The 13,812-nt window shown below is 50.6% G+C and carries 12 protein-coding genes; 9 read left to right on the top strand and 3 right to left on the bottom strand.

What is annotated here, in order from left to right:
- Nucleotides 1-29: 29 nt before the first annotated feature.
- Nucleotides 30-923 (bottom strand): DUF5677 domain-containing protein, encoded by an 894-nt coding sequence (locus tag PM3016_RS38260; protein WP_014371553.1) that lies wholly within the window; start codon nt 921-923, stop codon nt 30-32.
- A 415-nt stretch (nt 924-1,338) separates the two neighbouring features.
- Between PM3016_RS38260 and PM3016_RS26490 the strand changes: the two genes are divergently transcribed.
- Both PM3016_RS26490 and PM3016_RS38860 read left to right on the top strand, forming a co-directional pair.
- Nucleotides 1,339-1,527, top strand: coding sequence for a hypothetical protein (locus PM3016_RS26490; RefSeq protein WP_041619521.1), 189 nt, complete (start codon nt 1,339-1,341; stop codon nt 1,525-1,527).
- A gap of 134 nt (nt 1,528-1,661) precedes the next feature.
- Nucleotides 1,662-1,832 carry a hypothetical protein gene (locus tag PM3016_RS38860; RefSeq protein ID WP_014371551.1) on the top strand — a complete coding sequence of 57 codons (171 nt, stop codon included), beginning with the start codon at nt 1,662-1,664 and terminating at the stop codon, nt 1,830-1,832.
- On the opposite strand, the gene PM3016_RS26485 is transcribed toward PM3016_RS38860, so the two are convergent.
- Nucleotides 1,816-2,727, bottom strand: a complete 912-nt coding sequence (locus tag PM3016_RS26485) for a DUF6414 family protein (protein WP_014371550.1) — start codon at nt 2,725-2,727, stop codon at nt 1,816-1,818. The genes PM3016_RS38860 and PM3016_RS26485 overlap by 17 nt on opposite strands.
- Nucleotides 2,728-2,895: 168 nt before the next feature.
- Entirely contained in the window at nt 2,896-3,066 is a 171-nt protein-coding gene (locus PM3016_RS38855) for a hypothetical protein (protein WP_014371549.1), read from the bottom strand.
- Nucleotides 3,067-3,396: 330 nt separating this feature from the next.
- On the opposite strand from PM3016_RS38855, the gene PM3016_RS26480 reads away from it, so the two are divergent.
- The 7 genes from PM3016_RS26480 to carB all read left to right on the top strand — a co-directional run bounded on the left by PM3016_RS26480 (nt 3,397) and on the right by carB (nt 13,791).
- The gene (locus tag PM3016_RS26480) at nt 3,397-5,337 is read left to right on the top strand and encodes an eCIS core domain-containing protein (RefSeq protein WP_014371548.1); all 1,941 of its coding nucleotides are present in this window, start codon (nt 3,397-3,399) and stop codon (nt 5,335-5,337) included.
- Nucleotides 5,338-5,439: 102 nt separating this feature from the next.
- Entirely contained in the window at nt 5,440-5,970 is a 531-nt protein-coding gene (locus tag PM3016_RS26475; protein ID WP_148279708.1) for a hypothetical protein, read from the top strand.
- A gap of 297 nt (nt 5,971-6,267) precedes the next feature.
- Nucleotides 6,268-6,843, top strand: coding sequence for a bifunctional pyr operon transcriptional regulator/uracil phosphoribosyltransferase PyrR (pyrR, locus tag PM3016_RS26470; protein ID WP_013917728.1), 576 nt, complete (start codon nt 6,268-6,270; stop codon nt 6,841-6,843).
- Complete coding sequence (locus PM3016_RS26465) at nt 6,840-7,748, top strand: aspartate carbamoyltransferase catalytic subunit (RefSeq protein ID WP_013917727.1); 909 nt, start codon at nt 6,840-6,842, stop codon at nt 7,746-7,748. Before pyrR ends, PM3016_RS26465 begins: the two co-directional genes overlap by 4 nt.
- An 80-nt stretch (nt 7,749-7,828) precedes the next feature.
- Entirely contained in the window at nt 7,829-9,118 is a 1,290-nt protein-coding gene (locus PM3016_RS26460) for a dihydroorotase (protein WP_014371546.1), read from the top strand.
- Nucleotides 9,119-9,410: 292 nt separating this feature from the next.
- Nucleotides 9,411-10,589: a carbamoyl phosphate synthase small subunit gene (locus PM3016_RS26455; protein WP_014371545.1), complete on the top strand. Its 1,179-nt coding sequence runs from the start codon at nt 9,411-9,413 to the stop codon at nt 10,587-10,589.
- Entirely contained in the window at nt 10,576-13,791 is a 3,216-nt protein-coding gene (carB, locus tag PM3016_RS26450; protein WP_013917724.1) for a carbamoyl-phosphate synthase large subunit, read from the top strand. The genes PM3016_RS26455 and carB overlap by 14 nt, the downstream gene beginning before the upstream one ends.
- Nucleotides 13,792-13,812 lie beyond the last annotated feature (21 nt).

Genomic DNA, 13,812 nt, shown 5'->3' with positions numbered 1-13,812 from the left:
GCCGATAGGCTACAATATGGCTCAAGCGGTTACTTTCTGTCCTGAACTTTGTTTAACCCTGCTGTCCTAAGTTGAGCCGTTAAATCCACATCTAAATGATAAATGTGATTGAGAAGGAATAACATGCCAATCATTATTCTTGTGCATATAGGAAGGATAATATCAATATTTTTCTTTGAAGCTCCGATTTCAAATTGTAAACCACAATTGAATGATTCATCAATAAAAGAACTCGCACTTGCTGGTGAGCCGTGAACAAGTTCACTAGCCCATTTATAGATTGTTACATAGTCTTCTTCAAGAAAAATTCCAGTATGATCATAAAAACTTCTACATGAATCAACTCTTCGTGCTCGCTCATCAACATTTGGGTGCACCGCCCAGTTCTCACTTCCATATTTTAATTTGAATTGACTTCTTGCAACACTCAGTTCGTTTCTCTTTTCCTGAGTGAACAGATCATTAGGTTGTACTAAGGGAATATTAATTTTTTGTCGGTTCTTTTGCATATTACTCCATAGATTTGACATTTTAGATCGTTCTATATATTCGTATTCCATCCAAGCATTTCTTTCATTTTCATTTCCATTAATTTTCTTGCAAAGCCATAAATATGAACAGTTTATCAATGATTCTAATAAGGCCCTAATAAGTATAATGCAACTGGAACCCATTCCATTTTTGCAAAGATAAAAAATAGAGGTTGCAAGATTATAAGCGTGAGCAAAATAATGCATACAAATAAAATCAAGGGGCTTCATTTTAACTGGGTTTAGTTTTTTTTTATTTAAAGCCTCTAATAGTACATCCGAGGTGTGTAAAACAGCAACCAAATTCTGAAAACGATCTTTATAAAAATTGGGAGGTACTTTATTGATTTCCTCTGTCCATAAAGATGAGAGTGAAACAATCTTCTCTGCCATTCAATTAAGCCTCCGCATTCATTTAGAATTTCCTTTTCTTTTCGTCACCAATTATACGCAGCCATATGTATGGTAACTATAGCTTAGCTTAGCATTGGATAGAAACCATGTCCAAATCTTCATCGATATTTGTGAACAGTATTCATCGGCATTCATAGTCGTTGAAGGTATATATGAAGGCGTAATGTGCATCAACCTGGACTCTGTAAAGAAAATCATTTTAGCCTTAAGATAGCTTTATGTGGGATTTGCTCAACGATCAAGAATCCCGTGCTGATCACAACGCTGTGGAGAAGAAATAACGAATCCCCCACTGGCTGCGGCTGGGGGGATTTTTTCGTGTTAATAAATTTATTATTATACCGATAAATAAAGGAGTGATGTGGAAAACTATTCTAATCGGGAGGCGATTATCATGGACAAGAATGTCAAAGTGGGCGACACAGTAGAAGTGGTATATCAATTGGAGACGCCCAGAGGAACAAAGGAAGAAGTGGCAAGAGGAGTAGTCGATCAGATTTCTGAGGAGTCGATCACAATAAGCTCTGATGAAAATTATATATTCTTGGCACGGGAAAAAGTTAAATTCATTCGAGCAGTATAAGTGAAGAATTCTCTAGATAAATCAGCGCTTCCATTTATCACTGCGATTGGAAGCGCTGATTGTGTTTAAATAATAAGAAAAAGTGGCAATCTTAAGTTATGTTGCATATAATAACGTTAGGAGGTGAAGGAACAATGTTCACTCATAAAGGAATCATCGACTTTATAACTGAGGGGTTTCGCAAAACCAACCAAAAACAAAAAGACTTTGATTCGGAGTTAGAACAAACCTCCAAACGTATAGAAGCAGGAAGAAAGCATATGGAAGAACGCTCAAAAAATCGCAAGCTTATTCGAAATAAATAGCAATAGGGGAGATAATAATATCTCCTTTTTTTATTAACTTGACTTCATCAATAAATTGACGGGTAACGCCTGTGATTGATTCAGTAATATGAGAGAACATCCCTCCCTTATTAAACATATCAATATCAAACTCATCAAACTCCCTAGTTACTTTCCCTAATACCGTTAGTTTTAATGAAGATTTCGTGCCATATTTAAATATTAATTCTGAGTTTGTCTCACGTACATATTTTTCTTTCAATGCGGAAATAAAATTCCCTTGTCTAATACATAGATTAGAAGGCAAAATATTAGTGAGAAATCGGAGTATTACATCAAAGGAATTCATACCTTTCTCTACATCTGGATTCAATTTTTTTTGTCCATTTTTTGCGGGAACAACACCCGAATTTGCAAGTAGTGCCATTTCTTTTAGGATGGAGACATCAAGAGACTTTTTAACATAACTTAAATCAAAAATCTCAAATGGATGAATAATTTTTATATATTTCCCAATATCAATCTGTTTATCAAAAGCGTCATTAGTAGTGCAGTAGACATTATCATCATTCAGATATTCCTCGAAGTCGCTTAATGCATTGTCATGTAATTGCTTAGAGATAATTTCTTTACCGGCGTCTAATTGGCTTAATGTGAAAGAGTTATCCAGACGGTTTTTATTTATATACTTATATGCTCCTTTGCCAGACGGTGTAGCAAAGAATTGTGGGATGGTAACACTGCCAGTCGAAGCTTCTCCAGATACCTCATGAGTGCTTTCTTTTTGGGTAGCATCTAAAGTAGTTTGTGTCTCTTGCTCCAAAAATTCTCTCACGTGGCTGGTCGGAAGTCCTTCTTTTAGCTGGGCAATGAATGAATGCAGGAATGATGTGTCTAAGTAAATAATCTCTTTCAAAAGAAACACTCCCTTATATTGTAGGAAAATAAATACAGACATAATTATACCGAACTTTGAAACTGTATAAGTTTTCTAAATTTTATTTTAGACTTGAAACGCCACGACCAGCTGGATGCAACCACGTGCCCATACAAGGTAGTTTGCGACAAAGAAGCCTCCTGATCATCAGGGGGCTTCTTTGTCGTCTTTCTTGATTGGAGTGAGCTCCAACAATCTTGACCGAGCACCGGCGAGAGCGATCCGATAGATAAAGGAGTCCTCTCCATGACGCTTTTTAATCTTCTCCAGTTCTTTCGTCATGAAGTCGATCTCCCTCAGCACTTCTGGTGGGTACATAGTCATTCTCCTTCGCTTCATCCTTTGACACCCAAATTTCTTCCACAGGTCGGCCAAGCCCCCTCGAGATCCGGTACACGCTACCGGCAGCGTCGGCAAGGTGTGACCATTCACCAGAGCATTGAGTTTCGGCTTGCCACTCCTACTCTGGTAACCAAAAATCAAAGATTTTCCTACTTTTATAAAGAAAGGAATTATAAGTATTTTTTGTGTATACTAGATATAGGAAAAAATAGGAGTTATGTTTCCCTTAAGGAGATTAGAGCGCCATAGGGAGTGGTTGAGGCAGCCTTGATTCTTTATACCAACAATAATTTTAGGAGTGATTAAATGCCTATGCATCAATCTGACTATAAAGGAAAATCACCATCCAAAACATCTGATGTTGCTACCAAAGCAAGCCAAGGTTATAGCCTTAGTAATCTTACTCCTTCATTGTCAAAACTTACCCCGGCCTCAATCATGCAATTACAAAAAAAATTTGGCAACCGAGCTGTGACACAATTATTACGATCGTCTATCCCTAACTATACCAATACTCCCCAATCCACGGAGAAAAAAGAGAATAAAACAGGTTTTCCAGAGCACATAAAATCTGGGCTGGAAAAACTGTCTGGGATGGATCTATCTGACGTTCGGGTGCATTACAATTCAAGTAAACCTGCAGGAGTACAAGCATTAGCGTACGCTCAGGGAAATGAGATTCATGTTGGTTCTGGCCAAGAACGGCATCTTTCCCACGAGGGGTGGCATGTAGTACAGCAAAGACAGGGGAGAGTTAAGCCTACATATCAGATGGACAATGGAATAATAGTGAATGATGAACCAAATTTGGAAAAAGAAGCAGAGGAGATTGGGGAGAGGGTAAACAAAGTTGGTCAGGACATTTCCGTGACTCAACCTTTAAACCTTAAACCAAAAGCAAACTTAGGGGTAAATCGAGGGACGGTACAGAGAGTGATTATTGATGAGTTTAATAATGAAGATTTATGGGAACAACTTCCGAAAAAGTTTAAACAAAATGAAGTATTAGATACCAAGAAACTTGGCAGGGATGACTTGGTTGAACTCATTGGAATTCTTTCAGAGAAAAATGAAACGAGTATTATAGGTGAAATTAAACAAGAGATCATAAAAAAGTTAAATAAAAAAATCGAACGGGCAATTTTGAACACAATGGGGCTGAATGAACTTATACTTTTATTTACTAATTTGGATGGTGAAGAACAGAAGGAATCGGACACCACAGATTTCAAAGCACTATATAAAAATATAAAGTTTGAAAAATTGCCAAATCGAGTCTTGTATGCTGGAGAAGAAGAGCTGAAGGAGAAGTATAATTTCTATGATGATGAAGAACTGGAGCACATAAATGAGGTTGAAGAACTGGAGCACATAAATGAGGATGAAGAACCGCAGTACATAAATAATGATGTAGAACTGCAGCAGATAATTGATAAAAAAGAAAATGGTTATTTAATAATTGTCAGTTCCGGTTCTGCTTTAAAAAAGTGTAAAGGGAAATACGAAGAAGTCAAGAATATGCTACTAGAAGACAAGGTGGTCAACCGACTCTTTAATAATAATCCAAGGTTATTCTTGCAATTAATATCATATGATTCACTAACTGAACATTATGGTAATCAGACCCATGAAGTAACTAAGGATGGTCATGATATGGATGTTGAATTAGATCTAAGGGATGGCTCGTTTTGTGCAAGAGTGTACAATGCTAGGGAGGGGATCAGATTTCAAGATACTCTATTTAAATTCGTACGGCGAAAGAATGAACTAAGATACTCTTTGCTGGAAGTCCACCGTCAGAAAAGTACTAAAGGCACAACAGACCCTCCGCGAGTCTTTGGAAACATGGTAGAAGAACAGCGCAGAGGTTTTTTCACTGCTAAGAAAGATAATCCAAACCTATCGTATACAACTAGTGCAATTAGAGCAGAAATTGGAACTATTCAATGGGGCTATAATGTTTGGCCGAAGATGGGGTTCGATGCTCCTGTACCCAAAAATAATCTCGAGGCTATGAAAAATGATGAGAGTAAGAAATTATCACAAGGTGTCGCGTGGTTAAAAGAACTCAAAGTCCACCCTTATTTTTCGGACCTATTTACTGTAGAGGATAATAATATATACAATCAGTTGAAAGAATTGTGGCGCATATATGGGGGGACTGTTGATCTCGCTTATGGTGATAAAAGCCTGGAAGCCTCAAATAAAGCTTTTGACAGATATAAAAACAGTAAATCAACAACTTAATAATCTTTTTTAAAGGTGGATTCCCAAAATTGGTAATCTGCCTTTTTTCTTTAATAATGTAGCGTTAGCAGCCCTGACTCCTGCAAAACAGTTTTATTGCTGGTGACTGGTATACTGAAGCTACTAGTTAACAATCCAAGGGCTTATTTTGAAGAGGAGTTGCGGGAGCCATACATGTATTCCGGCAAGGAGCGGGTTTTCGCTCCGGATGTGTTCTTCATATTTGGAGGCCGCGCCTATCTCATGGAGGTGCAGATCAAGCGCATGAGCCGGACGGAGTGGTCGAAGAAATGGCAGCGATGGAATGAGTACTTTGGAGGAGGGTATTACCTGCAGGCGAGTTGGCAGAGGTTTAAAAAGGGGGGAGGCTTAATACCTAACGTCCTGGTGAATTCTCTACAGGAGAAGGATATAGTAGCCGAGGGATTTCGTGTTCCTGGGAGAACGGTTGAAACAATAGAAGTTTCCATGCTCACAACAGTGCTCACAAAACACAATCCACTTCAAGTAATCAAAATAATTAATGGAAGAAAGAGATGTGAAATACGCATTATAAAAGGCTTGGAGGAAGTGAGAGAGCACTCCTCCTTTCATAGCATAAAACACCGGGGTAGGGCAATCCTGGCGGGGTGAAGATCGAATGAAACCCTAACGGGAATTCGGGAAGTATTGACAAGCCGTGTCGAACGTGGGATAATCCTTGGTAACTGCATAGCACCTTTAAAAACAGTCCCGTGAGGCTGGCAAGGTGAACGATGAATCGGATTCTCCACTCGGAGCATTTCCGCTGGCGCTGCCATGCGTAGAAATCTCCCTGGGACGGTTCTGTTCGGGTGTACACATAACCTTGCCATGACGGCAAGGTTATTTTATTTTCGCAGGAGTTTCACAGAGGCTCAGGCCTTGAGAGATGAAGGAGGACGGACCGCGATGCTGCAAACAGAGCATGTGCTCATGGATGAAATCGCTGTGCGGCGGGCGCTCACCCGGATTGCCCATGAAATACTGGAGAAGAACAAAGGCTTCGAGAACTGCCTCCTGATCGGAATCCGGACCCGCGGCATCCATCTGGCCCGGAGGGTATCGGAGCGGATCCGCGAGATCGAGGGCATCCCGGCGCCGGTAGGGGAAGTGGATGTCACGCGCTACCGCGACGACCGTATCGTCTCGCTGGAGACGGCGGTCACGGGCGGTGAGGAATCGGCTGCGGCCGACGGGCAGGAGAAGCTGGTTGTGCAGGGACGCAAGCTCATCCTGTTCGACGACGTGCTGTTCACGGGCCGGACGGTCCGGGCGGCGATGGACGCGCTGATGGATCTCGGCAGACCCCAGATGATCCAGCTCGCGGTGCTGGTGGACCGGGGACACCGGGAACTGCCGATCCGGCCGGATTTCGTCGGGAAGAACATCCCGACTTCCAAGCAGGAGTCGATCGAAGTAAAGCTGTCCGAGGTGGACGGCGTCGACCAGGTCATCATTACAGGACAGAGGAGGCCAACCGAATGACACAGCTCAGCGTACACACAGACAAGCATCTGCTTGGCACCAAAGGCATGACGGCCGGCGAACTGACGTCCATTCTGGATAGAGCGGCATACTGGGAACAGTATCCGGTGAAGGTATCGAACGGCCTGCAGGGCCGGTTTGTAGCGAATATGTTCTTCGAGAACAGCACGAGAACGCGGTTCTCCTTCGAAGTCGCGGAGAAGCGCCTCGGGGCGGAGGTGCTGAACTTCGCCGCCGCCGTCTCCTCGGTGCAAAAAGGGGAGTCGATCTACGATACGGTCCGCACGATCGAATCGATGGGCGTCGACGCGGGCGTCATCCGGATGAAGCCGAACGGGCTGCTCGCCGAGCTCGCCCAGAAGATCAAGTTCCCGCTGATCAACGCGGGGGACGGCAACAACGAGCATCCGACGCAGGCGCTGCTCGATCTCTACACGATGCGCAAGCAGTTCGGCGAGATCAAGGGCCTGAACGTGGCGATCATCGGCGACATCCAGCACAGCCGGGTGGCCCGCTCGAACCTGTGGGCGCTGCAGGCGCTGGGCGCCAAAGTAAGCTTCTGTGCGCCGCAGGGGATGCAGGCCGCCGAGCTCGCCGGCCACGCCCCGTACGTGACGATCGACGAAGCGCTGAAGGCGGATGTGGTCATGATGCTGCGCGTGCAGCTCGAGCGCCACGAAGGCACGCTCTTCGGCTCGGCCGAGGAATACCGGGCGGCCTACGGGCTGACGGTGGAGCGGGCGGCGCGCATGGCGCCCCACGCGATCATCATGCACCCGGCTCCGGTGAACCGGGGCGTCGAGATCGACGACGAGCTCGTCGAGTGCGAGAAATCGAAGATTTTCCAGCAGATGAGTCACGGCGTACCGATCCGGATGGCCGTCATCGAACGGGCACTGAGCTAAGACCTGAACGTGGTTCCGGAGCTTGAACCAAGCTCTCTACTATATATAAGAAGCTGTTGATAACAGGATCGGAGGTTTCCATGGGGATTTGGATAGTGAACGCCAGCGTGGTGGCAGCCGGCAGTGAGGTAACGAAGAAGCACATTCTGGTGGACGGCGGTGTCGTGGAGCGCATCGTGGATGCGGAAGCGGGTCAGCCGGACACGGCAGGACACACGGTGGTGGATGCGGCGGGCAAGCTGCTGACGGCAGGGCTCATCGACATGCACGTTCATCTGCGCGAGCCGGGGTTTGAGTACAAGGAGGACATCGCCTCCGGTACGCGCTCGGCAGCCAAGGGGGGCTTCACGACGATCGCCTGCATGCCGAATACCCGGCCGGTGATCGATACGGTGGAGACGGTGAAGTACGTGCTGGACAAGGCCGAGACGGAAGGGATCGTCCGCGTGCTGCCTTACGGGTGTATCACGAAGAACGAGCTCGGGCGCGAGCTGACGGACTTCGATGCCCTGAAGGAAGCCGGCGTCATCGGCTACACGGATGACGGCGTCGGCGTGCAGAGCGCGCAGATGATGAAGGATGCGATGGCGAAGGCCGCTTCGATCGGCATGCCGATCATCGCCCACTGCGAAGAAAACACGCTCGTCGAAGGGGCGGCGGTATCCGAGGGCGCGTTCGCACGTAAGCACGGACTGAAGGGCATTCCGAACGAATCCGAAGCGATTCACGTAGGCCGTGACATTCTGCTTGCGGAAGCCACGGGAGTCCACTACCACGTCTGCCATGTGAGCACCGAACAGTCGGTCCGCCTCATCCGCCATGCGAAGCAGTTCGGCATCAAGGTCACCGCTGAGGTGTGCCCTCACCACCTGATCCTCTCGGACGAAGACATTCCGGACAGCATGGACGCCAACTGGAAAATGAACCCGCCGCTGCGCACCCCGCGCGACGTGCAGGCGTGCATCGAAGGCCTGGTGGACGGCACGATCGACATCGTGGTCACCGACCACGCGCCGCACAGCGCCGAAGAGAAGGCCCGCGGCATGCAGCTCGCGCCGTTCGGCATCACCGGCTTCGAGACGGCCTTCCCGCTCCTGTACACGAAGTTCGTGGCGACAGGGGAGTGGACGCTGGAGTTCCTCGTCGACAAAATGACGAAGCTGCCGGCGCAGGTGTTCGGTCTGCCGTGGGGGACGTTGGAGGTCGGCAAGACGGCGGATCTCACGCTGATCGACCTGGAGACGGAGAAGGAAGTGAATCCGGAGGAGTTCCTCTCCAAAGGGAAGAACACGCCGTTCACCGGCTGGAAGCTGCGCGGCTGGCCGTCCCTGACGATGGTCGGCGGACAGGTGGTCTGGTCGGCCGAATAAGGAAGACGCCCGGACTGGACCGCTTTGGCGCGGCAGCCCGGCACATCACCACTGGTATGGGCAGTAACCGTGCCGAGCTCTCAAGCATAACGTATTTAGGCGAATAATCGAGGTTTATGATCGGATAAACGAAGTACCATTGACCTCCCTTCGGGAAGGCGGATCCGAAACAGGCAGAGCCCACGGGGGCAGATTGTTCGGAATCCGAAGCCCGCAAAAGGAGCAGTCACAGCACAAAGCCCCTCTTTTAACAGAGGTACCCGGTGCATTTACGACAAAGGAGTGAGACTTCATGCAAGCAAGATTGGTGTTGGAAGACGGTACAGTGTTTACCGGCAAAGCATTCGGCGGTTCCGGCGACTCGGTCGGCGAGGTCGTTTTTAATACAGGGATTACAGGTTACCAGGAGGTTCTCTCCGATCCGTCGTACTGCGGCCAGATCGTGACGATGACATACCCGCTCATCGGCAACTACGGGATCACCCGGGACGACTTCGAGTCGATCCGCCCGTTCATCCACGGCTTCGTGGTGCGCGAGCATGAGGAAGTGCCGAGCAACTGGAGATCCCAGTACTCGATCGACTCGCTGCTCAAGGAATATGACATCATGGGCATCTCCGGCATCGACACCCGGATGCTGACCCGCCGCATCCGCCACCACGGCGTCATGAAGGGGCTGCTCACGACTTCGAACAAGCGTGTGGAAGAGCTTCTCGAGCAGATGAAAGCCGTTCCGCTGATGACTGATCAAGTGCCGCGCGTCTCCACGAACAACGTGTTCCACTGCCCGGGCACCAAAGAACGCATCGTCGTGATCGACTTCGGCTCGAAGAGCGGGATTCTGCGCGACCTGACCAAGCGCGGCTGCGATGTCGTCGTGGTGCCGCAGAACACCACGGCTGAACAGATCCGCCGTATCGCTCCGGACGGCGTGCTGCTCTCCAACGGCCCTGGGGATCCGAAGGATGTACAGCATGCGGTGAAGACGGTCGCCCAGCTGCTCGGCGAATTCCCGATCTTCGGCATCTGCCTCGGACACCAGCTGTTCGCACTGGCTGCCGGCGCCGATACCGAGAAGCTCAAGTTCGGCCACCGCGGAGGCAACCATCCGGTGAAGGATCTGGCTACCGGCCGCTGCTACATTACCTCCCAGAACCACGGCTACACGGTGAAAGAAGAATCCATTGCCGGTACCGAGCTGGAAGTTACGCATATCAACAACAACGACCGGACCATCGAAGGCCTGCGTCATAAGAAGTATCCGGCCTTCTCGGTACAATACCATCCGGAAGCGGCTCCGGGACCGTTCGACTCGAGCTATCTGTTCGACGACTTCCTTCAGCTGATCCGCGACCATAAAGCCAACCATCCGATGCTGCCAAGACAGGCGCAGATCGCCGCGATTTACCAAGCGGGCAGCACGGAGTACACATCCGTATCGAAAGGGGAGCTGCACTATGCCGAAAAATAATTCGCTCAAAAAAATCCTCGTTATCGGTTCGGGACCTATCGTCATCGGACAAGCGGCGGAATTCGACTATGCCGGCACCCAAGCCTGCCAGGCACTCAAAGAAGAAGGCTACGAAGTTGTTCTGATCAACTCCAACCCGGCCACAATCATGACCGATACGAACATGGCCGACAAAGTATATATCGAACCGATCACCCTTGAATTTGTAACCCAGATCATCCGCCAGGAGCGTCCGGACGGACTTCTCCCTACGCTGGGAGGCCAAACGGGCCTGAACATGGCGGTAGAACTGGCACGTGCGGGCGTGCTTGAGCGCGAGAACGTCAAGCTGCTCGGCACCCAGCTGACGGCGATCGAGAAGGCCGAGGACCGCGACCTGTTCCGCGACCTGATGCGCGAGCTCGAGCAGCCGGTGCCGGAGAGCGTCATCGTGACGACGGTGCAGGAAGCGGTTGACTTCGCGAACGAAATCGGCTTCCCGATCATCGTGCGTCCGGCTTATACGCTCGGCGGTACGGGCGGCGGGATCTGCGCCAATGAAGAAGAGCTGATCGAGACCGTCGCTTCCGGGATCCGGTACAGCCCGATCAACCAGTGTCTGGTCGAGAAAAGCATCGCGGGCATGAAGGAAGTCGAATACGAAGTCATGCGGGACGCGAACGATAACTGTATCGTGGTCTGCAACATGGAGAACTTCGACCCGGTCGGCGTACATACCGGCGATAGTATCGTCGTAGCGCCGAGCCAGACGCTGTCCGACCGCGAGTACCAGATGCTCCGTTCGGCATCGCTGAAGATCATCCGCGCCCTGAGCATTGAGGGCGGCTGCAACGTGCAGTTCGCACTGGACCCGCATTCCTACCAGTACTATGTTATCGAAGTGAACCCGCGTGTCAGCCGTTCCTCGGCCCTGGCTTCCAAGGCAACCGGTTATCCGATTGCCAAGATGGCGGCGAAGATCGCGATCGGCTACACGCTCGATGAGATCGTGAACCCGGTAACGGGCCAGACGTATGCCTGCTTCGAGCCTACGCTCGACTACATCGTATCGAAGATTCCGCGCTGGCCGTTCGACAAGTTCACGGCGGCGAACCGGAAGCTCGGTACGCAGATGAAGGCAACAGGTGAAGTCATGGCGATCGGCCGGACCTTCGAAGAGTCGATCCACAAGGCGATCCGTTCCCTGGAGATCGGTGTACACCGCCTCTGCCTGAAGGATACCGACAAGCTTGACCAGGCGACGCTGGAGCTGCGTCTTGTGAAGCCGGACGACGAGCGCATGTTCCTTATCGCCGAGGCGCTGCGCCGCGGATACACCGTGCAGCAGCTGCAGGATCTGACGAAGGTCGACTGGTGGTTCCTGCACAAGCTCGAGAAGATGATCAAGTTCGAAGCCGAGCTGCTCCAGCCGGAGCTGACCGAAGAGCTGCTGCTCGAAGCGAAGCGCAAAGGCTTCACGGACCGTGCGATCGCCGAGATCCGCGCGGCCGCAAGCAATGGGCTCAACCTGACGAAGGAAGCGGACGTCCGTTCCTACCGCCTCGGCCTCGGCCTGAAGCCGGTCTACAAGATGGTCGATACGTGCGCAGCCGAGTTCGAAGCAACGACACCTTACTACTACTCCACGTATGAAGTGGAAGATGAAGTGAAAGAAACCGAGAAGCAGAAGATCGTCGTGCTCGGCTCCGGTCCGATCCGGATCGGCCAGGGCATCGAGTTTGACTACTCGACGGTTCACGCGGTATGGGCGATCCAGAACGCGGGCTACGAAGCGGTCATCATCAACAACAACCCGGAGACGGTATCGACGGACTTCAATACGTCCGACCGCCTGTACTTCGAGCCGCTCTTCTTCGAGGATGTCATGAACATCATCGAGCGCGAGAAGCCGATCGGCGTTATCGTCCAGTTCGGCGGCCAGACGGCCATCAACCTGGCGGCACCGCTGGCCAAAGCCGGCGTGCGCATCCTGGGTACCGATCTGGAGAACATCGATGCGGCGGAAGACCGCAAGAAGTTCGAAGCGCTGCTGCGCAAGCTGGACATCGCCCAGCCGCCGGGCGGCACGGTTACTTCCGTGGACGAAGCGGTGGGCATGGCTTCGCGCTTCGGTTATCCGGTTCTCGTCCGTCCTTCGTACGTACTGGGCGGCCGCGCGATGGAGATCGTTTACTCCGATGAAGAGCTCCTGAGCTACATGGAGTACGCCGTGACGATCAATCCGGAGCATCCGGTTCTGATCGACCGCTACATGCTCGGCAAGGAAGTGGAAGTCGACGCGATCTGCGACAAAGAGACCGTTCTGATTCCGGGTATCATGGAACACGTCGAGAGAGCGGGCGTTCACTCCGGTGACTCCATCTCGGTATATCCGCCGCAGACGGTTTCGGAAGAGCTCAAAGCGAAGATCGTCGACATCACGACGAAGATTGCCAGAGGCCTGCAGATCGTCGGTCTCGTCAATATCCAGTTCGTTATCTTCCAGGATGAAGTGTACGTGATCGAGGTGAACCCTCGTTCCTCGCGGACCGTGCCGTTCCTGAGCAAGGTGACGAAGATTCCGATGGCCAACATCGCCACCCGCGTCATCACGGGCGAATCGCTCGCGAGCATGGGCTACGAAACGGGCCTGTGGCCGGAAGATGATTATGTATCGGTGAAAGTGCCGGTCTTCTCCTTCGCGAAGCTGCGCCGCGTAGACACGACGCTCGGACCGGAGATGAAATCGACAGGCGAAGTCATGGGCCGCGACAAAACGTTCGCCAAGGCGCTGTACAAAGGCTTCATCGGCTCCGGCATGAAGGTGCCGCCGGCCGGCGCGATTATCGCGACGATCGCCGATAAGGACAAAGAGGAAGCGACGGAGATCTTCCGCGGCTTCGACCGGCTCGGCTACCGCATCATCGCGACAGGCGGCACGGCGCAGACGCTTGAGGATGCCGGTCTGAAGGTGACCCGCGTTCACAAGCTGAGCGAAGGCACGCCGAACATTCTTGACCTGATCCGCGGCGGCGAAGCGCACTTCGTGGTGAACACCCTGACGAAGGGCAAAACACCGGAGCGCGACGGCTTCCGGATCCGCCGCGAAGCGGTGGAGAACGGCGTCGTGTGCATGACCTCGCTCGATACGGTGAAGGCGCTGCTCCACGTACTGGAGTCGATCTACTTCCAATCGACGGCTATGCCGGTCGTTCACGCTTAAATGATCTGAACCCGATTAGCA

Origin of the sequence: Paenibacillus mucilaginosus 3016, from assembly GCF_000250655.1 — a bacterium.
Classification (GTDB): Bacteria; Bacillota; Bacilli; order Paenibacillales; family NBRC-103111; genus Paenibacillus_G; species Paenibacillus_G mucilaginosus.
The sequence above is the reverse complement of the archived record's forward strand: the minus strand, read 5'-3'. Positions and strand labels throughout refer to the sequence as shown.